Annotated in this window: 26 protein-coding genes and 1 tRNA gene; 11 read left to right on the top strand and 16 right to left on the bottom strand. The window is 66.4% G+C overall.

The genetic code is table 11. The annotated features are described in order from the left end of the window. Window positions 1-130: 130 nt before the first annotated feature. Both N536_RS0126440 and N536_RS0126435 read left to right on the top strand, forming a co-directional pair. Window positions 131-352, top strand: a complete 222-nt coding sequence (locus tag N536_RS0126440) for a hypothetical protein (protein WP_029116383.1) — start codon at window positions 131-133, stop codon at window positions 350-352. Between the two features lie 232 nt (window positions 353-584). Continuing rightward, a complete protein-coding gene (locus tag N536_RS0126435; RefSeq protein ID WP_029116382.1) occupies window positions 585-1,187 on the top strand; it encodes a TetR/AcrR family transcriptional regulator in 603 nt (200 codons plus the stop codon). 9 nt (window positions 1,188-1,196) lie between these two features. On the opposite strand, the gene N536_RS0126430 is transcribed toward N536_RS0126435, so the two are convergent. The 6 genes from N536_RS0126430 to N536_RS0126400 form a co-directional block, all read right to left on the bottom strand. Continuing rightward, on the bottom strand, window positions 1,197-1,625 hold the full coding sequence (locus N536_RS0126430) for a hypothetical protein (RefSeq protein ID WP_029116381.1): 429 nt from the start codon (window positions 1,623-1,625) through the stop codon (window positions 1,197-1,199). Window positions 1,626-1,647: 22 nt separating this feature from the next. Further along, complete coding sequence (locus N536_RS0126425) at window positions 1,648-2,382, bottom strand: hypothetical protein (protein ID WP_036437682.1); 735 nt, start codon at window positions 2,380-2,382, stop codon at window positions 1,648-1,650. Then, window positions 2,379-2,507: a hypothetical protein gene (locus N536_RS43370; protein WP_029116379.1), complete on the bottom strand. Its 129-nt coding sequence runs from the start codon at window positions 2,505-2,507 to the stop codon at window positions 2,379-2,381. The genes N536_RS0126425 and N536_RS43370 overlap by 4 nt, the downstream gene beginning before the upstream one ends. A gap of 15 nt (window positions 2,508-2,522) precedes the next feature. After that, a complete protein-coding gene (locus N536_RS0126415; protein ID WP_029116378.1) occupies window positions 2,523-3,326 on the bottom strand; it encodes a CbbQ/NirQ/NorQ/GpvN family protein in 804 nt (267 codons plus the stop codon). A 16-nt stretch (window positions 3,327-3,342) separates the two neighbouring features. After that, window positions 3,343-4,875, bottom strand: a complete 1,533-nt coding sequence (locus N536_RS0126410; protein WP_029116377.1) for a nitric oxide reductase activation protein NorD — start codon at window positions 4,873-4,875, stop codon at window positions 3,343-3,345. A 338-nt stretch (window positions 4,876-5,213) separates the two neighbouring features. Further along, the gene (locus N536_RS0126400) at window positions 5,214-5,909 is read right to left on the bottom strand and encodes a hypothetical protein (protein ID WP_029116376.1); all 696 of its coding nucleotides are present in this window, start codon (window positions 5,907-5,909) and stop codon (window positions 5,214-5,216) included. A 444-nt stretch (window positions 5,910-6,353) separates the two neighbouring features. Here N536_RS0126400 and N536_RS0126395 point away from each other — a divergent pair, with 444 nt between their 5' ends. Then, entirely contained in the window at window positions 6,354-6,575 is a 222-nt protein-coding gene (locus N536_RS0126395; RefSeq protein WP_029116375.1) for a hypothetical protein, read from the top strand. 66 nt (window positions 6,576-6,641) lie between these two features. Here N536_RS0126395 and N536_RS0126390 read toward each other — a convergent pair whose 3' ends face one another. The 3 genes from N536_RS0126390 to N536_RS0126380 all read right to left on the bottom strand — a co-directional run bounded on the left by N536_RS0126390 (window position 6,642) and on the right by N536_RS0126380 (window position 8,336). Further along, window positions 6,642-7,421 carry a nucleotidyl transferase AbiEii/AbiGii toxin family protein gene (locus N536_RS0126390; RefSeq protein WP_231514637.1) on the bottom strand — a complete coding sequence of 260 codons (780 nt, stop codon included), beginning with the start codon at window positions 7,419-7,421 and terminating at the stop codon, window positions 6,642-6,644. Then, entirely contained in the window at window positions 7,418-7,789 is a 372-nt protein-coding gene (locus N536_RS43110) for a type IV toxin-antitoxin system AbiEi family antitoxin (protein WP_231514648.1), read from the bottom strand. Before N536_RS43110 ends, N536_RS0126390 begins: the two co-directional genes overlap by 4 nt. 461 nt (window positions 7,790-8,250) lie before the next feature. Further along, a tRNA-Tyr gene (locus N536_RS0126380) sits at window positions 8,251-8,336 on the bottom strand. 108 nt (window positions 8,337-8,444) lie between these two features. Here N536_RS0126380 and N536_RS0126375 point away from each other — a divergent pair. From N536_RS0126375 to N536_RS0126365, 3 genes are all read left to right on the top strand, one after another. After that, window positions 8,445-8,936 (top strand): YajQ family cyclic di-GMP-binding protein, encoded by a 492-nt coding sequence (locus N536_RS0126375; RefSeq protein ID WP_029116372.1) that lies wholly within the window; start codon window positions 8,445-8,447, stop codon window positions 8,934-8,936. Window positions 8,937-9,045: 109 nt separating this feature from the next. Beyond that, entirely contained in the window at window positions 9,046-9,321 is a 276-nt protein-coding gene (locus tag N536_RS39485; RefSeq protein ID WP_051574776.1) for a hypothetical protein, read from the top strand. A 25-nt stretch (window positions 9,322-9,346) separates the two neighbouring features. Then, window positions 9,347-9,586 (top strand): hypothetical protein, encoded by a 240-nt coding sequence (locus N536_RS0126365; protein WP_029116371.1) that lies wholly within the window; start codon window positions 9,347-9,349, stop codon window positions 9,584-9,586. Window positions 9,587-9,595: 9 nt separating this feature from the next. Here the strand turns inward: N536_RS0126365 and N536_RS39480 are convergent, their stop codons facing one another. Then, the gene (locus tag N536_RS39480) at window positions 9,596-10,732 is read right to left on the bottom strand and encodes a fatty acid desaturase (RefSeq protein WP_036437680.1); all 1,137 of its coding nucleotides are present in this window, start codon (window positions 10,730-10,732) and stop codon (window positions 9,596-9,598) included. A gap of 193 nt (window positions 10,733-10,925) precedes the next feature. On the opposite strand from N536_RS39480, the gene N536_RS0126355 reads away from it, so the two are divergent. Then, window positions 10,926-11,951 carry an NAD(P)H-dependent glycerol-3-phosphate dehydrogenase gene (locus tag N536_RS0126355; protein WP_029116370.1) on the top strand — a complete coding sequence of 342 codons (1,026 nt, stop codon included), beginning with the start codon at window positions 10,926-10,928 and terminating at the stop codon, window positions 11,949-11,951. 4 nt (window positions 11,952-11,955) lie between these two features. On the opposite strand, the gene N536_RS0126350 is transcribed toward N536_RS0126355, so the two are convergent. Beyond that, window positions 11,956-12,498 carry a hypothetical protein gene (locus N536_RS0126350; RefSeq protein ID WP_029116369.1) on the bottom strand — a complete coding sequence of 181 codons (543 nt, stop codon included), beginning with the start codon at window positions 12,496-12,498 and terminating at the stop codon, window positions 11,956-11,958. 111 nt (window positions 12,499-12,609) lie between these two features. Here N536_RS0126350 and N536_RS0126345 point away from each other — a divergent pair, with 111 nt between their 5' ends. After that, window positions 12,610-13,485 (top strand): DMT family transporter, encoded by an 876-nt coding sequence (locus tag N536_RS0126345; protein WP_029116368.1) that lies wholly within the window; start codon window positions 12,610-12,612, stop codon window positions 13,483-13,485. 75 nt (window positions 13,486-13,560) lie between these two features. Further along, on the top strand, window positions 13,561-14,925 hold the full coding sequence (locus N536_RS39475; RefSeq protein WP_051574775.1) for a PE-PPE domain-containing protein: 1,365 nt from the start codon (window positions 13,561-13,563) through the stop codon (window positions 14,923-14,925). A 274-nt stretch (window positions 14,926-15,199) separates the two neighbouring features. Here N536_RS39475 and htpX read toward each other — a convergent pair whose 3' ends face one another. Together htpX and grcC1 are read right to left on the bottom strand one after the other, a co-directional pair. Then, on the bottom strand, window positions 15,200-16,081 hold the full coding sequence (htpX, locus tag N536_RS0126335; protein ID WP_029116367.1) for a zinc metalloprotease HtpX: 882 nt from the start codon (window positions 16,079-16,081) through the stop codon (window positions 15,200-15,202). A 76-nt stretch (window positions 16,082-16,157) separates the two neighbouring features. Further along, complete coding sequence (gene grcC1, locus N536_RS0126330) at window positions 16,158-17,165, bottom strand: nonaprenyl/(2E,6E)-farnesyl/geranylgeranyl diphosphat synthase (protein WP_197040234.1); 1,008 nt, start codon at window positions 17,163-17,165, stop codon at window positions 16,158-16,160. A gap of 12 nt (window positions 17,166-17,177) precedes the next feature. On the opposite strand from grcC1, the gene menJ reads away from it, so the two are divergent. Further along, window positions 17,178-18,404, top strand: coding sequence for a menaquinone reductase (menJ, locus tag N536_RS0126325; protein ID WP_197040243.1), 1,227 nt, complete (start codon window positions 17,178-17,180; stop codon window positions 18,402-18,404). On the opposite strand, the gene N536_RS43615 is transcribed toward menJ, so the two are convergent. After that, window positions 18,401-18,847, bottom strand: coding sequence for a hypothetical protein (locus N536_RS43615; RefSeq protein WP_064751589.1), 447 nt, complete (start codon window positions 18,845-18,847; stop codon window positions 18,401-18,403). The two genes, menJ and N536_RS43615, sit on opposite strands and share 4 nt — an antisense overlap. Window positions 18,848-18,881: 34 nt before the next feature. After that, entirely contained in the window at window positions 18,882-19,574 is a 693-nt protein-coding gene (locus N536_RS0126315; protein WP_029116364.1) for a demethylmenaquinone methyltransferase, read from the bottom strand. A gap of 97 nt (window positions 19,575-19,671) precedes the next feature. On the opposite strand from N536_RS0126315, the gene N536_RS0126310 reads away from it, so the two are divergent. After that, window positions 19,672-20,505, top strand: coding sequence for an SDR family oxidoreductase (locus tag N536_RS0126310; protein ID WP_029116363.1), 834 nt, complete (start codon window positions 19,672-19,674; stop codon window positions 20,503-20,505). Here N536_RS0126310 and N536_RS0126305 read toward each other — a convergent pair. Continuing rightward, on the bottom strand, window positions 20,502-21,629 hold the full coding sequence (locus N536_RS0126305) for a glycosyltransferase family 1 protein (protein ID WP_029116362.1): 1,128 nt from the start codon (window positions 21,627-21,629) through the stop codon (window positions 20,502-20,504). The two genes, N536_RS0126310 and N536_RS0126305, sit on opposite strands and share 4 nt — an antisense overlap. Between the last annotated feature and the right edge of the window lie 55 nt (window positions 21,630-21,684).

Here is a 21,684-nt window from a genome sequence, read left to right as displayed (position 1 = left end):
GACATGAGTTTCATCCTTCGTGGTGGCCGGCTGGTGGACATACATCTCCTGACCTGTGCGACATAGTTATCTCATCGCCGGAAAACACCGGCAGAGAAAGCCAAAAGTCCACTCGTACAAGGAGATTCACATGAGCACCATCGCCCGCCGGGTCGCCGCCACCGCCGCCCTGTTCGCCGCCCCCGCCCTGATCGCCCTCGGCACCGCCACCATGAGCCACGCCGACTCCACCGTCACCCAACACGGCACCTCGATCAGCACCAGCCCGATCCACCACGACGCCTTCCCCCACCAGGCCAACACCCCTCAGCCCGGCACCTCGGTGCACCACCACCACCAGAACGCCCGCTAAGCCCCACGAACGCCGAGAGCCCGGATGCGCACCGCATCCGGGCTCTCGGGCGATAAGTGGGTGTTATGTCGGCGCTTACACCAACTTATTCACCTAAGTGGGTGTAACTGTCGCTGCACGACTGGCGTCCTCGGCGTCGGCGAGCACGTCGGACGGCAGAGCGGGCAGAGGAGATACTGTCTGGAGAGCCACACTCGTTGAGTTTGGTCAGCATGGAGATGGGAAGGTAACGATGGCCGTGACGGACGGTCTGCCCGTGCGGCAAGCCAAGCGCTTGCAGACCCGTGAACGGTTGTTCGGTGCGGCAACAGCAGAGTTCCAGCGAGCCGGAATGGCCAACGCCGACGTGGGTGCCATCGTCGCCGCCGCGGGAGTTGCCCACGGCACGTTCTTCTTTCACTTCCCCACCAAGGAACACGTCCTTCTGGAGTTGGAGACCCGCGAGGAAGCGCGCATCGCCAACCAGTTCGACCGGTTCGTCAGCAAGAACCACGATCTCGTCGCGGCGCTGAAGGAAGCGATGCGCCTGATCATGGCTCTTGAACGGCGCTTGGGTCCAGTTTTGTTCAAAGACGTTCTTGCCCTGCACTTCTCATCGACCCGACCTCCCAACGAGGCTGGCGAGGATCACCCCTTGGTCGTGTTGGTCGCACGCGAGATCGAACTCGCACAGGATCGCGGCGACGTCGCGCCCGACGTCAACCCGATCAACAGCTCGGTGTTCTTCCTGTTTGGCCTCTACGGCTTACTCACGACGATAAACGCATGGCCGACGCGCGACGCCGTCATCGAGGACTACCTGACGAGGACGCTGCGCAGCCTGCAGGCGCGTTGAGACTCTTCGTCACGGCGTCGGCATTGCCTGTTGAGCGGCCTGACGGGCCAACCGCTCGTCGTGGATGCGGACGAGTTCACGGAAGCCGAGCCGGTGGTACTTCGGCGTCGGCTGGATGCCCCATACGTCCTGCGCGGTGTCCTTGCCCTCGGCACCCTCGGGCGGCCCCAGGATCGGGTACGGGTACTTGCATTCGAGGGCGTCGTCGGAGTAGCGGACCTTCAACAACTCGCTACAGACTTCCTGCAGGCTCAGCGTCGGATAGCCGTAGTAGACGGCCATGAAGGGCAGGGTGAAGGCGCCCTCGATGACCAGGGCGATCAAGCACACCAACACCGCACGCTTGATCCACTTGTGCATGTTCGCGTAGTAGGGCGTGGTACCCGGCGGAAGATCGTCGGCTGGATCATCTACGTCCGTAGTCGGTGACGTGGTCACAGTTGTTCGCTCCCTTGCATTTTCAGTCGGAGAAGATCTCGCGGTTGACCGTGTGCAGATACGGGATCGCGAGGAACGGCGTGATGTAGAAGATGTCGTACAACCACCAACCGATCACCGGGAAGACCACGCCGGCATAACGGACGTCAGCGAACATCGTCATGTTGAAGATGTAAGCAGCCCAGATGACCACGCCCATCCAGCAGGTGATGATCAGCCATTGCTGTCCCCACCGCTTCATCTGCAGGAAGCCGATGGCTGCGGCGACCCGCATCGCGAAGACCGTGAGGATCAGCCCTGCCACGTAGGCCTTTTCGCCGGGTCCTGCCGCGCCGCCGACCCACAGTTCGTTGTAGTGCCAGAAATAGCCGGCATCGAACATGTTTCCCCACCCGATCATGAGGACCCGGTTGATCAAGGTGTGGTTGGCCACCAGATCCAGCGCCCAACCCAGGCTGTTGAGCATTCCGTCGATCAACACGAGGTAGCCGATCAGCGTGACGATCATCGGCCGAACGGAAAGACCTGCCCGTAAGGCCTGCCGTTGCAGCCACACCCCGCGCATGAAGATGGGAAACCCGATGAGCCCCGGCGCCCACATGCCCATCAACGCTGCGCCGACGATCATCCATTTGTCGGCCCGGCGCTGCGCCAGCTTCGACTCGTCGTGGTGATCCTCGAGGGTCGTGGGTTCGTCCAAGCCCGCAGATGTCCCAACGCCTTTCGTCTTACTGCGACCAAGCAGTGGGAGATTCACAGATCCCACCACCCTCGCGTGAATGACATGTACAGCTGGATGAGGAACATCGTCAGCAGGTAGCCGTAGATGACGATTTGGAAGACGATGAGGGCCCTCTTGCGTTTGCGTTCCTTCTGGTCCATCCCGGTAATCCCTTTCTAAGGTGCCGTGTTCGACGCATCGGCGGCGACGAGACAAGCCGCGGCAATCTCACGCAATCCATCGCTGATTGCGCCGTCCGTACTCAGCGGCGCGAGAATGCACGCTTCGGCCGCTTCCAATTCGCTTGCGCCCGTGGCAATCAACTGCGCCGCGGTGACCACGACTCTGGTGGAAGGCGGCTCGAAGTGGAACGCACCGTCGGCGGTGCGAATGGCCGCGGCGCACTGCACGAGCCGACGGGCCGTGGCCAGCGCCACGCCGGATTCCGCGACGACCACCTCGGCCTCGCGGTCGGGCGGCAGATATCGCATCGGGAGCGTGGCAAACCGTTGGCGGAAGGACGGTTTGAGCTCCTTGAGGGAGCTGCGGTAGGCCGGGTTGTACGAGCAGACGAGCATGAACGTCGTGGGCGCTTCGACGACCTCGTTGGCTCGGTCCAGGTACAACGATCGTCGGTGGTCGGTGAGTGAATGCAGAATCGCCAACGAATCGTGGCGGGCTTCGACGACTTCGTCGAGGTAGCAGATCGCGCCATCCTTCACGGCTCTGGTGAGCGGCCCGTCGGTCCACACCACATCGCCACCGGTCACCATGAAGCGGCCGACGAGATCCGAACTCGTCAGGTCGTCGTGGCAGCTGATCGTGACCACGGGTCGCCGTAACAGCGCGCCCATGTGCTCGACGAACCGCGTCTTGCCGCAGCCCGTCGGCCCGGTGAGCATGACCGGAACGTTCCGATGGAAGGCTTGCTCGAAGAGCTGGACCTCATTGCCGTTGGCGAAGTAGTCGTCCGTCGTCATCTCACTCCTCGATTCGTCACGCGTCGACGAGCTCTCGGTGGACGTGTGCCAACACCCGCGGCAGCTCCTCCACCCGCCGGATGCGTTGGGAGCGGCGAGGTCCGAAGACTTCCGGCAACGGGTCCACGCGGGTAGGTCCGACGCCGACGTAGTAGATGGAGACGCCGGCGTCGCCGGCCTCCTCGACGGCGTGCGCCGCGTCGGCCCATGCGTAGCGGCCCTCGTAGCCCTCGTCGGATATCAGGCCGTCACCGATGACGATGAGCATGCGCCGCTCGGAGGGCTGCGCGAGAAGTCGACTCGTCAGGTGGCGAATCGGCGCGCCGAGCCTGGTATACCCGCCCGCTGTGAGACCTGCCGTGCTGGGCGGCGTGAATCGCCGGTCGTGGAAGTCCTTGAGGCACTGCACCTCCACGCGGTGCCGGGTGTTGCCGGTGAACACGAAGACACCGTGCCGCTCGCGAGCGAGTGTCATCGCCTGTGACAAGGCGTCGGCACAGGCCAGTTCCAGTCGGAAGATGCGGCCGCCGTAAACGCCCAACGACGAGCTGCCGTCCAGGAGCAAAGCCGTGGTGACGTCGCGGTCGCTCGGCAACAGATCACGGAAGACGCGCGGCTGCGTCGCCTCACCGGACACCAGATCGATGTAGTGGCCGACATACGCGTCGACGTCGAGGTCTGACCCATCTTCGAGGCGGCTCCTCATGCCCCGATGAGTGTGTTCTTCGAACCACTTTCGCAGATCGACGCGGCCTGCCTCCGGTTGCCGGCTGCCGCCCGGATGGGCACGTTCGAGTACGGCGACATGGTCGCGCATGAAGCTCTTCGTCCACGCATTCCACTCGGGATATGGGATGCCGGGACGATGGTCGGGAGTGCGGTCGGCGTCGTTGTCCTGAGATCTGCTCGGGGGCGGCAGATTCGGATTCGGTACGCCACCGTCACCGCCCACGGGCACGGAGTGCGCACGCGGCAGCCGCTTCTGCGTCGCGGTCCAGGGCATCCTGCCGAAGCTGCGACGCAACTTCTCCGTCAATCCGTGCGGCGCCGTGTACGCCGACGGCAGAGTGCCCAGCAGCGGATGAACGCTCAGCGGCTGTCCTCTGCCTGCCAGGTCGGCGGCCCGGTTGAATATTTCCTGGGCGGGCATGTCGCCCGCCGCGGGCGGGAGATCGGGGAGCACTCGCCGAATCTCGGCCGTCAGTCCGGGCCACCGCGAGGCGATCCAGCCACACGCCACACTGGCCTCGACGATCGTCAGCGCTCGGAGTTCGCGGGCCGACATCTCGTTCAGCCGATAATCGGTCACGCGTTCCTTCGATGGCGAGCATTGCAGTGCGACACCGCATGTCATCGTTCTGCGTGTCCAGGTCGCGTCGATCGTCGGGTAGGGCACGTGCACGAACTTCAGTGCGGTGTTCAATCCGAAGGTTCGTTCGGCGCCGGTCACCAGGCGAACACCTTCGCGCCGTTGCTCGCTGAGCGCGACTGCCGTGACGGCGCAGCTGCGCTCGATCGCCATGGCCCGGCTCTCGGTGAGGTCAACCATGGGACGCAACGCGAATGCCCCAGTGAGCGGCAGGCCCGCTCACACCGGTCAAAACGTGCCGATGTTCGAGAACATCCAGTACCAGAACCAGATGATCAGCCCGGTTCCGCCCCACGCGGCGACATACCGAAGCACTTCCCAGACGTAGTCCACGATCCGACCTCCTCGTCGATGAATTTGGCGCGGCCGTCCGTGTCCAAACCTCTTGCACCGCAGCGGGATTTCGCACTCGCGCAAGCCGCGCGACCGTCGTGGCCTGTGCCGTCATGGTGTGATCTTTCTATTACAGTCGCTGACTGAAGTCAATAGAATGCGGTGGCCGGCGATGATCACGCTCCTCAGTCGGAGAAGATCTCGCGATTGACCGTGTGCAGGTACGGGATCGCCAGGAACGGCGTGATGTAGAAGATGTCGTAGAGCCACCAACCCACCACCGGGAGCACCACACCGGCGAACCGGACGTCGGCGAACATCGTCATGTTGAAGACGTAGACGGTCCAGATCACCACGCCCATCCAGCAGGTGACGATCATCCACTGCTGACCCCAGCGCTTCATCTGCAGGAACCCGATCCCCGCGGCGATCCGCATCGTGAAGACCGTGAGGATCAACCCGACCTCCAAGGCCTTCTCGCCCGGTCCGGCCGCACCGCCGACCCACAACTCGTTGTAATGCCAGAAGTAGCCCGCGTCGAACATGTTGCCCCACCCGTTGAGGAGCACCCTTGCTAGCAGTGAGTGGTTGCCGAATAGGTCCAACGCCCACCCGACCGTGTTGATGGCGGCGTCGATGATCACCAGGTAACCGATCAACGTGACGATCATGGGCCGGACCGACAGGCGGTCGCGCTGTGCCCGCCGCAACAACCACACTCCGCGAAGGAAGAGCGGCAGCCCGAAGATGCCCAGTGCCGCAGTGCCGATCAGCAGGGAGCCGGAGATGAGCCACTTGTCGGCCCGTCGTTGCGCCTGCCGGGACTCGTCCAGGTGGTCATCGAGTGAAGGACCGCGATCGGCCTCGATCTGATTCGTCATGAGTGAAACCGCTCCAGAGCCATGCCCCTCCTAACCAGGCCTACCGAAGGGCGCAGCCGGAGCTACGAAGCGATGTAGCGCCACGTGCATGTTTGTAACCGATCTCGGTGACTGATGTCAATGAGTGGCGAGGTTGTAGATGCGCTCCACCAAGAAGAAGGCCTAATGATCGGCGGTTTCATTACTCCGTCGCTAAAGGTCGAGCAGACAGTCACTGACAGAGCTCAACGAGCAGGCGCCGTCCGGGATCATGCTTCGAGAGCGGAAGATTGTTGGCGAAGGGCGCGTCACGCCAGGATGTCCCCCGATCGGTGGACATGGGTTTCATCCTTCGTGGCGGCCGGCTGGTGGACATACATCTCCTGACGAGTGCGACATAGTTATCTCATCGCCGGAAAACACCGGCAGAGAAAGCCAAAAGCCCACTCACCCAAGGAGATTCACATGACCACCATCGCCCGCCGGGTCGCCGCCACCGCCGCCCTGTTCGCCGCCCCCGCCCTGATCGCGCTCGGTACCGCCACCATGAGCCACGCCGACTCCACCGTCACCCAGCACGGCACCTCGATCAGCACCAGTCCCGTGCACCACGACGCCTTCCCGCACCAGGCCAACACCCCCCAGCCCGGCACCTCCGTGCACCACCACCACCAGAACGCCCGCTAAACCCCACAAACGCCGAGAGCCCGGATGCAACCGCATCCGGACACTCGGCGTCGATTACGTCGTCTCTCAACCCTTGAGCCGTGCCACTGCACGGGCCCACTCGCTGCGCACCGTGGTTAGTGCTTCCGCCGCCGTAACGGCCAGTCGGGTTTGTCCCGATATCGATGCCTGCCATTCGGCCTCATCGGGGGCCTTCGTAAACATGAAATCCCGCGGCGGTCCTCCGGTCGGCCCGTGCCGGATGAAGAGTTCCGCCGCCCCCGGCGTAATTGCGTCGGCGTCGGCCAGCGCCCACAAGTCGTAGAGGTCTCTTGGCGCGGCGCGGGAATGCCAGGCCGCCGTCTTCCACGCGGCAAAGGACTCGACAGTCGGCACGACGAGTGTCGCGGCGGGTGCATCGCCGTAGCGCTGTTCGATGGGACGTAGTTCGGCCGGCCATCGTTCGTAGCCGCGCTTGTCGAGCAACTGGACCCGTATGGAGATGCCCGTCGGAGTGCCAACGACTGCGGGTTCGATGTCGCGCGCTCCAAACGGCGGCGACCACGTGAGACGGCCATGCGTTCGCAGCAGAGCGGCGTCGATCGACCTGGCGATGCGCTCGGCGATCTCCCGGCGATCGCCGAGCGCGATCAGATCGATGTCTTCACTCAGCCGCGCGTGCAACAGGTGTGTGCGGCTCAATGCGGTTCCGCCGAAGAAGATTACGTCGTCGCGCGCACTCTTGGAGATGGCGGCGAGAACATGGGATATCGCGTGGTCGCGACGGACTTGCTCCTCGGCGACTCCGAACCGCTGGGTCTCGCGCTCCAAGTCTTGGCGAGACAGTCCGAATCCGCTTGTTGTCACGGCCGCCTCCTGCGCACTCGGTCAAAGGCGCGGCCGAGCCGTTGTGAAGCGGCGATCCGGGCCATGACGGTTTCGTCGCATCGTGGGAGGAGTGCGTCGATGGCGGCTGTCGCCTCACCCTCGAGCTTTCCGAGATTCGGCAAGTGAGCGAGGTCGAGCACCGTCTGCTCAGGCGTCGTCACCAGGCAACCGCCGAGATCGGTTTCGATCATCTCAACGTCTAGCGCGTCGACGTTTCTTACCAGGAATTGCACGCGGGCATTTCGGTCGGTCATCGTCACGGGTCTGCGTCTGCGCGGAGCGGCAATCACCGCAACAGCCACTGCACGTGGGATCGCCCGGTGAAGCCGTGCGGCAGTCGGCCCCATCAATGCGTATCGGCCTGCGCCGAACTCAGCCGCCCCGATGCCGGCTGCCGCACCCTCAAGGGTTGGCATCCACGCGCTGCCGACCCGGTCTTGTGGCACAACGGTGTAGAAGCCAACTGCGAGTCGATGGAGAAGTCCTCGCATCTCCAGTCGAGCCAGCTCCTTATGTGGCTGCGCGTAAGTCGAGACGTCCCGGGCGCGGACAGTGCGTAGCTGAGCCTGAGCGATCTCGGGCGGCACACCCAGGTAGCGGGCGCCCATGGCTCACCCCCGATCAAATCGACGCGTATTGTTACCTCTACCGTAAGAATATGCGCAGTTTCGCGTGATGTACAGAAGTCAATCGTGCCTACAAATGCAAGGACTGAATAGGGAAGCTCTGACGGGCAGCCATGGCGTCGGCGCAGCGCCTCGTGCCCCAGAACGCAATCAAGCCCCCTCCGTAGAGGGGGCTTGACGCATGGTGGCAGGTACAGGATTCGAACCTGTGTAGGCGTTAGCCGACGGATTTACAGTCCGCTCCCATTGGCCGCTCGGGCAACCTGCCGGGGTCGCGACCTCCCCCGCGACGTACCCGGGTTTGGTGCGATAAGCAGGGTACAACGATGATGGCCTCAAGACGAAAACGCACCCGACCCGAGGAGGTACGGATCCAATGGCGGATTCATCATTCGACGTCGTCAGCAAGGTCGATCGCCAGGAGGTGGACAACGCGCTGAACCAGGCCGCCAAGGAGCTGTCCACCCGCTTCGACTTCCGCGGCACCGACACCACGATCGCCTGGAAGGGTGACGAGGTCATCGAGATCGTCAGCTCCACGGAGGAGCGCGTGAAGGCCGCGATCGACGTTTTCAAGGAGAAGCTGATCCGCCGCGACATCAGCATGAAGGCCTTCGACGTCGGCGAGCCGCAGGCCAGCGGCAAGACCTACAAGGTCAGCGGCACCCTCAAGCAGGGCATCGAGAGTGAGCAGGCCAAGAAGATCACCAAGATCATCCGCGACGAAGGCCCCAAGGGCGTCAAGGCGCAGATCCAGGGCGACGAGATCCGCGTCAGCTCGAAGAAGCGCGACGACCTGCAGACGATCATCGCGTTGCTGAAACAGGCCGACCTCGACGTCGCGCTGCAGTTCGTCAACTACCGGTAGGCGCGTCCGCCGGGGCTGCAAGCCGACAATGGCCGTTGTCAACTTTGTTGACAACGGTGTTCGACCGGGCGTCTACTGAGGGTCTGTAACCAGGTAGAGGCGCGTCGAAATGCTTGTCATCGTTGGACTGTTCGTCTTGGCGATCGCCATGGTCGTCGAGGTGGTCGGCGTGCTCAACGATGCGAGCCTGTCCTACCCGTGGTTCGGGTCCGCGGTCGGTGCCGGCGCGTTGGTCGGACTGGGCGTGCTGTTGGTCGGGGCCCGGCAGGCCGTCGTCCGCGTGCACGACACTCGACGCGAAGAAGCACGCTTCCAACGGGAGACGGCGTTCATCAACCGCGACCGCACCGGCGACGCGGACCCTGCCCACGGTCACAGTCTGTAGATCCCCACCAGCTCGAGGAGCCGACATGGCTACCAAGACGACCGTTCTGACCGTCCTCGCGGCGATCGGATTCTTCATGGTCTCAAGCATTCTCGCGATCGTCTTCGTCAAGACGCGGACCAGAGAACCCGTCACCCTCGATCAGGCCGACGACATGCACCACCACCGGCATCAGGACGTACCCGTCACCGAATTCCCGCCGAGGTCGCATGCCGGCCCGAGCACGGTCGGCGAGTCGGCGGCCTCCCACAACGGACAGCGGTAGCGCGTCCGATCAGGCGGTGGCGCCGCCGAACTTTCGCTCCGACGCGGTCTCCGGTGCGTCGTCGGACGTCGCGCGCAGGAAGCGGTTCGGCAGCGACAGCTTGAAGATCGTGCGCAGCGTCAGCAGGTATTGGCGCGCAAGCGATCCGCTGGTGTAGGGCAGGTCGTACTTCTCGCACAGCGCCCGCACGCGGACGGCGATCTCCGGATAGCGGTTGCTCGGAAGGTCGGGGAAGAGATGGTGCTCGATCTGGTAGCAGAGGTTGCCACTCGAGAACGCCATCACCGGCCCCGCGTTGAAGTTCGCCGCGCCAAGCATCTGCCGCAGATACCACTCGTCGCGGGTTTCCTCGTCGAGCACCTTCGCGTCGAACTTCTCGGCGCCGTCGGGGAAGTGTCCGCAGAAGATCACCACGTTGGACCACAGGTTGCGCAGTAGGTTGGCGACGGCATTCGAGCCGAGCGTCCGGCGCCAGCGCCGCAGGCTCAGCGCCGGAAACAGGACGTAGTCCTTGACCGTCTGCCTGGCGATCTTGTTGACCAGCCGCCTGCCCTCGGCCGACTTCGCGGCTGGCGTCTCCACCCGGTCCTGCTCCGAGTACAGACCGTGCAGGGCGATGCCCCACTCGAAGGTGGCTGCCAGCAACAGGTTCCGTAGCGGCTGGAACAGATGCTCGGGCTTCCACGGCTGATCACGGGTCAACCGCATGACGCCGAAACCAAGATCGTCGTCCACGCCGACGACGTTGCTGAACACGTGATGGCGGTAATTGTGCGAGTACCGCCACTGCGACAGCGGCCCCACCATGTCCCAGTCCCAGGTGGTCGAGTGGATCTCCGGATCGTTCATCCAGTCCCACTGGCCGTGGGCGATGTTGTGGCCGAGTTCCATGTTCTCGACGGACTTCGCGTACGCCAGCGACACCGTCCCCGCCCACCAGCCTGCCCTCGAGCGACTCGTCGCGATGAGCAGGCGTGACCCGATTTCGAGCGTCCGCTGAAAGAGAATGGCGCGCCGGATGTAGGCCGCGTCCTTCGCTCCGCGGGACTCCTCGACGTCGCGTCGGATGGTGTCGAGTTCGGCGCCGAAGGCCTCGATGTCCGCTGGCGTGAGATGGGTGTACGCGGCGATGTCGGTGATGGCCATGTCTAATTCCTCGGCTCGTTGCGTCGTGCAGCGGCGAAGTCTGGGCCACCTTCGAAGATGTCTTCAGCCTACCCGTTGACGGGCATGAGGCGAGTTGGAGAAAGTCCCGCCGACGGACTCCGGCGCGGCCTCGACGTTCGCCAGTTCGTCAACTGCCGGTGAAACCGCGTGCCCCCGCAATACCCTGATCGCCATGGCACCTGCACAACGCGATCCGAACGTCGTCGTCCTCGGGGGCGGCTCCTGGGGTACCACCGTGGCGTCCATCTGCGCGCGGCGCGGTCCGACGCTGCAGTGGGTGCGCTCCGAGGACACCGCCAAGGACATCAACGACAATCACCGCAATTCGCGGTATCTCGGCGACGAGGTCGAACTCTCCCCCACGCTGCAGGCCACCACCGACTTCTCGGAGGCGGCCAACGCTGCCGACGTCGTCGTCATGGGTGTGCCGTCGCACGGTTTCCGCGCCGTGCTGCAGGAGCTCGCCAAGGAGCTACGGCCGTGGGTGCCGGTGGTGTCGCTGGTGAAGGGTCTCGAGCAGGGCACCAACATGCGGATGAGCGAGATCGTCCACGAGGTGCTGCCCGGCCACCCCGCGGGCATTCTGGCCGGACCCAACATCGCCCGTGAGGTCGCCGAGGGCTACGCCGCCGCGGCCGTGCTCGCGATGCCCGACCAGAGCCTGGCCGCCAACCTCGGAAAGCTGTTCCGTACCAAACGGTTCCGCACGTACACCACCGACGACGTGGTAGGCGTCGAGATGGCGGGCGCGCTGAAGAACGTCTACGCCATCGCCGTCGGCATGGGCTACTCGCTGGGCATCGGGGAGAACACCCGCGCGATGGTGATGGCCCGCGCGGTGCGCGAGATGTCCAAGCTCGGCGAGGCGATGGGCGGCCACCGCGACACGTTCGCGGGGCTGGCCGGCATGGGTGACCTCATCGTCACCTGCACCAGCCAGCGCAGCCGCAACCGCCACGTCGGCGAGGAACTGGGGTCCGGCAAGACCATCGACGAGATCATCTCGTCGATGAACCAGGTCGCCGAGGGCGTCAAGGCCGCCAGCGTGATCATGGAGTTCGCCGAGAAATACGGGCTGAACATGCCGATCGCCCGCGAGGTCGACGGCGTGATCAACCACGGCGCCACCGTCGAGGACGCCTACCGCGGACTGGCCGCCGAGAAGCCCGGCCACGAGGTGCACGGCTCGGGGTTCTAGACCGTCAGTTGAAGTACGGGTTGGTGCCCTCGGGGCGGTCCAGGAGCGGGTTCGACGCGTTGAGGATGAAGCTGCCCGCCGGGCTCAGCACGAAGCCGGCCTGGTCGAAGTTGTTCATGCACGTCGTGTTGACACCGTCGAAGCCACAGGTGACGTTGCGGAAGCTGATCCGCGAGCCCGCAGGCAGCGGCTTGGCGTCCGCGGCGACGCCCGCATAGATCGGGGCCGCGGCGTTCGAGAAGCCCGGTGCGCCCACCTGGCCACCACTGACCGTGTTGGCGCCCTCAGGGGCGGCGGGCAGCGCGCCGCTGCAGCCGTAGCCACCGGTCGAGCGGCTCAACACGCACGTCACGCCGTTACCGACGGTGAACGAGTAGAAGGAGCCGTCCAGCGCCGCGAACTCCGACGGCTTGACCGGAGTGAGCGCATTGACGTTTGGGGCGGGAGGGGGAGGCGGCGCGGGTTCGGGATCGGCACCGGCCATACCGGCCGCACCAATCACAGCTGCCCCCGCAGCTACCACGCCGATCAGGAATCTGCTCAGCACAGGCTCACCATAGAGGTTGCCAACATGACCCGCAGCACTACCGCCCGGTTACAGCGTCGCGGATGGAATCCGTGATTGGCAGGCGGCTGGATGGGGCATGCCGACTTTCGTATGACGACGACCGAGAACACACAGGTCCGTTGGCACGTCGGCTTGGCGATCGGCGCGCTCTGCGTTTCGGCATCGGCGGTTCTGCTTGGCCTGGCCAACACCACTCCCGCGACGGCGACCGTGGCACGAAGCGCGTTGGCCATCCCCGTCGTTGCCGCCCTGGGCCTCTTCGAGCGACGGCGCAACGGCAGGCTCGAAGCGAGCGAATACCTGCCTGCGGCGGCATGCGGTGTGTTGTTCGCCGGCGACATGCTGTGGTGGACGCAGTCCATCCCCGAGGTGGGCGCGGGGCTATCCACCGTCCTGGTCAACACGCAGATCGCGATCGTTCCCCTGCTGGCGTGGCTGGTCGATCGGGAACGCGTCGGACCACGCTTCCTGTGGTTTCTGCCGGTCATCCTGGCCGGCGTGCTGTTGGCTGGCGGAGTATTCGAGAAGGGTGTCAGCGGTACCAACCCGACCTGGGGCACCGTGCATGCGATCGCGGCCGCCCTCTGCTACTCGGGCTTCCTGTTCCTCCTACGCCGCGGCGGTCGTGGAGGTCGGCCGTTGCAGACCTACGCCGTGGTCCTGGCGTCGGCGACGATCGTCGCGGTCGCCGTGGGACTGGTGTCGAGCAGTCTTGATTTCTCGCCGGGGTGGTCGACGGCCGGGTGGCTGATCCTGGTCACCGTCACCGGCCAATTGCTCGGCTGGTTGCTCGTTGCCGGCTGCTCGCCACGGCTGCCCAGCGATGTTGGCGCCGCACTGCTCCTGCTGACCCCGATCGGTGCCGTCGCGCTGGGGGCGTTGGTGCTCGCCGAGCGACCGTCGCCGCTGCAGCTGACGGGATGCGCGGTGGTACTCGCAAGCAGCTACGTCGGGACCCGCCGCTAGTAGGTTGCCAACATCACCCGCCGGGGCCATTCGCCGGTTTAGGCTTTCCGGCAAAGAGTCGTCCGAGGGGGGCGCGTGAAGTTCAGGCCACTCTGCCGGGCAGTTACAGCCGTCGGGCTCGCCACCGGCATCGTCGTGCTCGCGACGACACAACACGAGGCGCTCGCCCCGCTGCTGGTTGCGCCCGCCGCGCTGATCGTGGTGGGCAGCTCCACCAATCAGGGCGCCGACGGCGTGGCCGACTTCTTCGGCGGACGCTTCAAACCGGCCGACGAGAACGACATCGTCACGGTCCCCTTCCCCGCGGGCCCGGCAGGCATCACGTCGGCCGTCCAGCAGCAGGCCGGTTCCCCCAACGTCATCCTGTCCTCGGGCTGGGGCGCGGCGTACGGCAGCGTCGCGTTGTCGAACATGTTCGCCACGAACGACCCGGCGCTCGCGCAGACGCTGTGGGTGCTCGACAACAACGTCGTCACCCCCAACGGTGGCTTCGGCACGCGTTATCCGTTGTTCTCGTCGCTGACCGGTGTCCCGACGCAACCGACCCCGACCAACACCGGTGTGCCGATCGTGTCGATCGCCTACGAGTACGACGTCAACTCGAATGCGCCGCAGTACGTGCTGAACCCGTTCGCCGTCGCGAACACGTTGGCTGCCTACTTCCAACGACGCCTCACCCAGCAAAACCTCGAGTTGCCGGTCAACGACGACGGCACACCCCGCTGCCCGGGCGGCGCCTCGTCGTGCACGGTGACGGTCGCGGACGGCACTTCCGACGGCATCGTCGCGCACCTCACCCGGGTCGGCAGCGTCACCTTCGTCACCTACGAGACGACGGACGGCCTGCCACTGGTCGCGCCGCTGCGCTCGCTGGGCCCGATCGGCGTCAAGCTGGCCGACGTGCTCGAGCCCGTCCTGACAGCCTTGGTGAACTGGGGCTATCCGAACAACGACCCGATCGCCGACCCGAACACCGTCCACCCCGCCCGGCTCGTCCCGTCGCTGGAGGAGAACGTCCGCTTCATCGGGCAGTTCGTGGCAGGCATCGGGGAGGGGCTCTCCCGGCTGGGCGCGCCCCCGCCTTCGCCCGCGCCTGCGCTCGACCGGACCAGCACGGTCGCGGCCATCGAGTCCGCACCCGTCACCAAGCCCGCACCCGTCACCAAGCCTGCACCCGTCGCCGAGCCGGCGGCCGACCAGGACGAGCCGAAGACCGTCGCGACCAACGTGGTGCGGGAGAGCCCGAACTTCAGCACCAACCGCGCGCCGTCGTTGGAGTCTGGGCTGCCCGAGAAGGCAGTCACACCGGTCGTCGACGAGACGACCACACCGACGGTCGAGGCGCCGACCTCTGCCGCGAAGCCCGCGGCGCCGGCCGATGAGCCGGATGCGGGAAGTGCGGCCAGCACACCGGAGCCAGCCGGCGCCGCCGCGGCGTGACTCCGTCCGTCACACCACTCAGCGAGTTGATGGTGTGTGGTTTGCCCACCTATGCGCGACTTTTTCGTCCGCCGACCGATTCCGAACCAGGAGCCGTCGCAGAAGTCGCGCATAGGTGGGCAAACGCACTATGGCCTCGGCGCCGGGGGCAGGGGGCGCAGGGGGCGCTGGGGGCCTCGGCGCCCGGGTGCAGGGGCGAGGCGGGCAGGGGCGAGGCGGGCAGAGGTTGGGCCCGGGTCCGGGGGTCGGGCGCTCGATCGTGGGGCCGCGACTGTCAGTAGTTGCCCGGTCCGCGGCCAGCCATCTGCTCCAACCGCGCGATGCGGTCCGCCATCGGCGGGTGCGTTGAGAACAGCTTCCCGATCTTCTCGCCGGCCCGGAACGGGTTGGCGATCATCAGGTGCGCCTGATCGGCCAGCTGCGGCTCCGGCGGCAGCGGCGCCTGCTGCACCCCGGCGCTGATCTTGCGCAACGCACTGGCCAGCGCCAGCGGATCGCCGGTCAGCTCGGCGCCGGACTGGTCGGCCTGGTACTCCCGCGACCGGGACACCGCAAGCCGGATGACGGTCGCGGCGATCGGGCCAAGCAGCGAAACCAAAAGAATCGCAAAGGGATTCGCGCCGCCCTCGCGGTTTCCGCCGAACATGCTGGCGAAGAAGGCCAGGTTGGCCAGCGCGGTGATCACCGACGCCATCGCACCGGCGACGCACGAGATGAGGATGTCGCGGTTGTAGACGTGCGACAACTCGTGGCCCAGCACGGCACGCAGCTCACGCTCGTTGAGTAGGCCCAAGATGCCCGACGTGCAGCACACCGCGGCGTTGCGCGGGTTGCGGCCGGTCGCGAACGCGTTGGGCGCGGCGGTGTCGCTGATGTAGAGCCGCGGCATCGGCTGATGCGCGGTGTTGGCCAGCTCGCGGACGATCTTGTACATCACCGGCGCCTGCAACTCGGTGACCGGTTGGGCGTGCATCGCCCGCAGCGCCATCTTGTCGCTGTTGAAGTACACGTACGCGTTCATGCCGACGGCGAACAACACGGCCAGGCCGAGAATGGCCCTGCTCTGGAACAGCGCGCCGATGAACACGATCAGCGCGGAGAACCCGACGAGCAGCACGAACGTCTTGAGCCGGTTCGCGTGTGGATGCCAAGTCATCGTTTGCTTCTTCCTATGAAACTGGGGAAGTCTTCGGTGACTGAACGCCGGGAGGCCCCTCCGCGGTTCCACACGGTCAGCCGTGTCGGTTCACCGTGTAGTCGACGAGGTTGGCCATGGCCAGCCGTCCCGGCACGTCGGGCAGTTTGGCCAGCTCGTCGCGGGCTTCCTTGGCGTAGCGGGCGACGGTCTCCTTGGCATGGACCATGCCGGGTGACGAACGCAACAGCCGCAGCGCCTCCGCCAGATCGTCGTCGTTCTCGACCGGCCCCACCAGCAGTTCGCGCAGCCGGTCGGCCTCGGGGCCGCTCTCGCGCAGCGCGTACAGCACCGGCAGGGTGTGCACGCCCTCGCGGAGGTCGGTGCCGGGCAGCTTGCCGGACTCCTCGGGATCGCTGTCGATGTCGATGATGTCGTCGGAGATCTGGAAGGCGGTTCCGACGATGCCGCCGAGCCGGAACAGCCGCTCGATCTGCTCGTCGTCGGCGCCGGAGAACGTCGCACCGAAGCGGCCCGACGCCGCGATCAGGCAGGCCGTCTTCTCGTACACGACCTTGAGGTAGTGCTCGACGGAGTCGACACCCTCGACCGCACCACGGGTTTCCCGCATCTGGCCGGTGACCAACTGCGCGAACGTATCGGCGATGATGCGCACCGCTTCCGGCCCCAGCCGCGACACGAGACGCGACGCCGTCGCGAACAGGTAGTCGCCGGCGAGGATCGCGATGTTGTTGCCCCACCGCGCGTTGGCGCTCTCCGCGCCGCGACGCACCTGCGCCTCGTCCATCACGTCGTCGTGGTACAGCGTGGCCAGGTGCACCAGCTCGATCACCGCACCGGCGACGCTGACCTGCCAGGCGTTGGGCTCCGGGCCGAGCTGCGCGGACAGCACCGTGAACAGCGGCCGGAACCTCTTGCCGCCTGCCTGGAACAGGTGCTGCACGGCCTCGGCCATCAGCTCATCGGCTTTGCCCAGCTCAGTGGCCATCAGCTCTTCGATGCGCGCCACCCCGTCGCGGACCTCCGCGGCGAAAGCGGCATCACCGAAGTCCACGCCCGCGACCACGGTCGCTGGTGTCTTCATGTGTCCAACATACTGGGAACTGTGAAGCGGTCCGACGTGGTGGTGATCGGTGCCGGACCCGCGGGTTCGGCCGCCGCCGCCTGGGCCGCACGCAGCGGGCGCGACGTGCTGGTGATCGACTCCGCTCAATTCCCGCGCGACAAGGCCTGCGGTGACGGGCTGACGCCGCGGGCTGTCGCAGAGCTGGAGCTGTTGGGGCTCGGCCCGTGGCTGGACGGGCGGATCCGCCACCACGGTCTGCGGATGTCGGGCTTCGGCGCCGACGTGGAGATCCCTTGGCCGGGGCCGTCATTCCCGCCGACGAGTAGCGCCGTACCGCGCACGGAGCTCGACGACCGGATCCGTTCGGTGGCAGCGGACGACGGCGCCAAGATGCTACTCGGCGTCAAAGCGGTTGGCGTCCAGCATGATTCGTCGGGCCGGGTACTATCGGTGACGCTGGACGACGGCGGCGAGATCGGCTGCACCGACCTGATCGTCGCCGACGGCGCCCGTTCCACGCTGGGCCGCGCGCTCGGTAGGACGTGGCATCAGGAGACGGTGTACGGCGTCGCGATCCGCGGCTACGTCGCCACCCCGCGCAGCGACGAGCCGTGGATCACGTCGCACCTGGAGCTGCGCTCCCCCGCAGGCGAGGTGCTGCCCGGCTACGGCTGGATCTTCCCACTTGGCAACGGCGAGGCCAACATTGGCGTCGGTGCGCTCGCAACGGCGAAACGGCCCGCCGACGCTGCGCTGCGCCCGCTCATGGCGTATTACGCCGACCTGCACCGCGACGAGTGGGGATTCGCCGGGGAGCCGCGGGCCGGTCTGTCGGCGCTGCTGCCGATGGGCGGCGCGGTGTCTGGCGTCGCCGGGCCGAACTGGATGCTGATCGGCGACGCCGCGGCATGCGTGAACCCGCTCAACGGCGAGGGCATCGACTACGGGCTCGAGACGGGCCGACTGGCCGCCGAATTGCTCGGCACGGGCGACGTCTCGCAGGCGTGGCCGGAAGAACTACGCCGCCACTACGCCCGCGGCTTCTCCGTCGCACGTCGACTTGCACTGTTGCTCACCATCCCCCGGTTCCTGCCGGCCACCGGACCGGTCGCTATGCGCTCGGAGTTCTTGATGGGCATCGCCGTCCGCGTGATGGGCAACCTCGTCACCGACGAGGACCACGACTGGATCGCGCGCGTCTGGCGGTCGGCGGGGCTGGCGTCGCGGCGGTTGGATCGCCGGCCACCGTTCAGCTAGTCGCTGCTCGACGAGGACGAGCCGGAGTCGCTCGACGACGAGCCGGAATCACTGGACGAGCCGGAGTCACTCGACGACCAGGAATCACCGGATGAGTAGTCATTCGACGACGAGCCAGAATCGGTCCACGACGAACCGGAGTCGGTCGAGGTGAATCCGGCGCTGTTGGACCAGAACGGGTCGGAGCTGCTCGACGATGAGGAGCTTTGGTCGCCGCCGCCGCTGGGCCTGCGCTTGCCGACGGCCGGTGCCTTGTCGGTCGAGCTGGTGATCGCCAACGCGATGAGCACGTCGGCCGCGGTGATGAAGAGCCCCGCCCAATAGGCCCACTTCATGTCCGCATTCGGTTCCACCGCGAAGTAGAGAACCAAGAAGATGGGCCCGACGATGCCGCACACGAACACGAACAGCTGAATCCGGACGTAGCGCCAGAAGGTGGGCATCGCCGCAGCATATCGCGCTGCGCCGGTCGAGAGCTCAGTCGACGGGTTTGCTCGCCGCGTGCAGGGCGACGATGCCGCCGGTGAGGTTGCGCCACCGCACCGCCGACCAACCGGCGGCCGAAATGCGTTGCGCCAGTTGAGCTTGCTCGGGCCACGCCCGAATCGACTCGGCGAGGTACACGTAGGCGTCCGGATTCGACGACACCGCGGTGGCGATCCGCGGCAGCGCCTGCATCAGGTACTCCTTGTAGACGGTGGAGAACAAGCCGTTCGTCGGCGTGGAGAACTCGCACACCACCAGCCGGCCGCCGGGTCGCGTCACCCGCGCCATCTCCCGCAGACCCGCCTCGTGGTCGACGACGTTGCGCAGGCCGAAGCTGATGGTCACCGCGTCGAACGTCTCGTCGGCGAACGGCAAGCGCGTCGCGTCGCCCGCCACCTTGGGCACGGCGCGGGAAGCTCCGGCCGACAGCATCCCGACCGAGAAGTCGCACGCCACACACCAGGCGCCCGACGCTGCCAACTCCACCGTCGACACCGCCGTCCCCGCAGCCAGGTCGAGCACCTTGTCGCCGGGCCCGATCTGCAACGCCGAGCGCGTCGCCCGCCGCCACAACCGGTCCTGACCCAGCGACAACACCGTGTTGGTGAGGTCGTAGCGGCGCGCGACGGCATCGAACATCGAGGCGACCTCGTGCGGGTCCTTCTCCAGCGTCGCGCGGCTCACGCTCGCAGACGCTACCTGTGAATCTGGGGCAGATGGGAATGCGAGCCCCATCCCCGAACTTGAAAACCGGTGACCAGCGAGGGAAGGGAATGAACACATGAGTGAGCAGAAGAACAAGGTCTGGTTCATCACCGGTGCTTCGCGCGGCTTCGGCCGGGAGTGGACCATCGCGGCGCTTGAACGGGGCGACCGGGTGGCGGCGACCGCGCGTGACACCGCGACGCTCGACGACCTGGTGGCCAAGTACGGCGACGCGCTGCTGGCGATCAAGCTCGACGTCAACGACCGCGAGGCCGACTTCGCCGCCGTCAAGCAGGCGCACGACCAGTTCGGCCGGCTCGACGTCGTCGTCAACAACGCCGGCTACGGGCAGTTCGGCTTCATCGAGGAATTGTCGGAGCAGGAGGCCCGCGACCAGATCGAGACGAACGTCTTCGGCGCGCTGTGGGTGACGCAGGCCGCGTTGCCGTTCCTGCGCGAGCAGCGCAGCGGACACATCATCCAGGTGTCGTCGATCGGCGGCATCACGGCGTTCCAGAACGTCGGCATCTACCACGCGTCGAAGTGGGCGCTCGAGGGCTTTTCCCAGGCGTTGGCGCAGGAGGTCGAATCGTTCGGCATCCACGTGACGCTGATCGAGCCCGGCGGATTCTCCACCGACTGGGCCGGCTCGTCGGCCAAGCGCGCCACGCCGCTGCCTGCCTACGCGGAGGCGCGCGAGGCGGCCGAGCGTGCCCGCAGCCAACGGACCGCAACCCCCGGCGACCCGAAGGCGTCCGCCGCCGCGGTGCTCAAGATCGTCGACGCCGAAAAGCCGCCGCTGCGCGTCTTCTTCGGCGCGCTGCCGCTGCAGCTCGCCAAGGCCGACTACGAGAACCGGCTCAAGACGTGGGAGGAGTGGCAGCCGGTGGCAGAGCTCGCCCAGGGCTAGGCGGCCTTGCGGCGGCCCTCGCCCTGCACGGCGTCGTAGTGGCCCAGCAGCTGGTCGCACACCACCGGCCAGGTGCGGCTCAGCACGCTGCGGCGCGCGGCCACCGAGTAGCGCGACCGCTCGGCGATCAGGTGATCGACGGCGTCGGGCAGTCGCGCCTCGAAGTCGGCGACCGGCAACAGCAAGCCGGTGTGCATGGGGGCGACCAGGTCCCGCGGTCCGCCGGCGTCGGGGGCGACGACCGGCAGACCCGAGGCCATCGCCTCCTGCACGGCCTGGCAGAACGTCTCGTGTTCGCCGGGGTGAACGAACACGTCCATGCTGGCGTAGGCGGTAGCCAACTCGGTGCCGTACAGGCCACCGGTGAAAACCGCTGAGGGCATCCGGGTTTCGAGCGCGCCACGATCGATGCCGTCGCCGACGACGACCACTTGGACGTCCCCGCGGGCGGCCAGACCGGCGAGTCGTTCGACGTGCTTCTCGGGTGCCAGGCGGCCGACGAAGCCGACGATCGGCTTGCCGTCCGGTGACCACACCGCCCGCAGCGCATCGTCGCGCGCCGAGGGCACGAAGCCGGTGACGTCGACACCCCTGCCCCAGTGGTGCACCCGCGGAATGCCATGCGCCACCAGGTTTTCCATCGCCGACGTCGAGGGCGCCAGCGTCCGGTCGGCCCGCGAGTGCAGGTGACGCGTCCACGCCCACGCGACCCGTGACATCGCGCCGACGCCATAGCTCTGTGCGAAACCCGCGATGTCGGTTTGGAATACCGCCACCGTCGGCACGTCGAGGTAGCGGGCGGCCTGCAGGCCGCCGTAGCCGAGCAGCGCAGGCGACGCGAGATGCACGACGTCGGGGTCGAATCCCCTCAGCACGCCCACCATCCGCGGCCGGGGCACGCCGAGCGGCAACGAGGTGACCTTGGGGAACATCCGCGACGGCACCCGGTGCACGCGGATGCCGTCGTGCAGCCGGTCGGCGGGTGATTCGCCACGCGGTGTGTCCGGGGCGATGACGAGCGCCTCGTGACCCGTGCGACGGAGATGCTCGATCACCCGAAGCACCGAGTTGGTGACGCCGTTGACATTCGGGAGGAAGCTTTCTGCGACGATTGCAACGCGCACGACAAGAGCGTGCCATCCGCGACTGTCGGCAAGGTTGCGGGCAGGGATACGACAC

Source organism: Mycobacterium sp. URHB0044 (assembly GCF_000620625.1).
GTDB lineage: Bacteria > Actinomycetota > Actinomycetes > Mycobacteriales > Mycobacteriaceae > Mycobacterium.
Note: the sequence above shows the minus strand (reverse complement) of the source record. Positions and strands in the feature narration are given on the sequence as shown.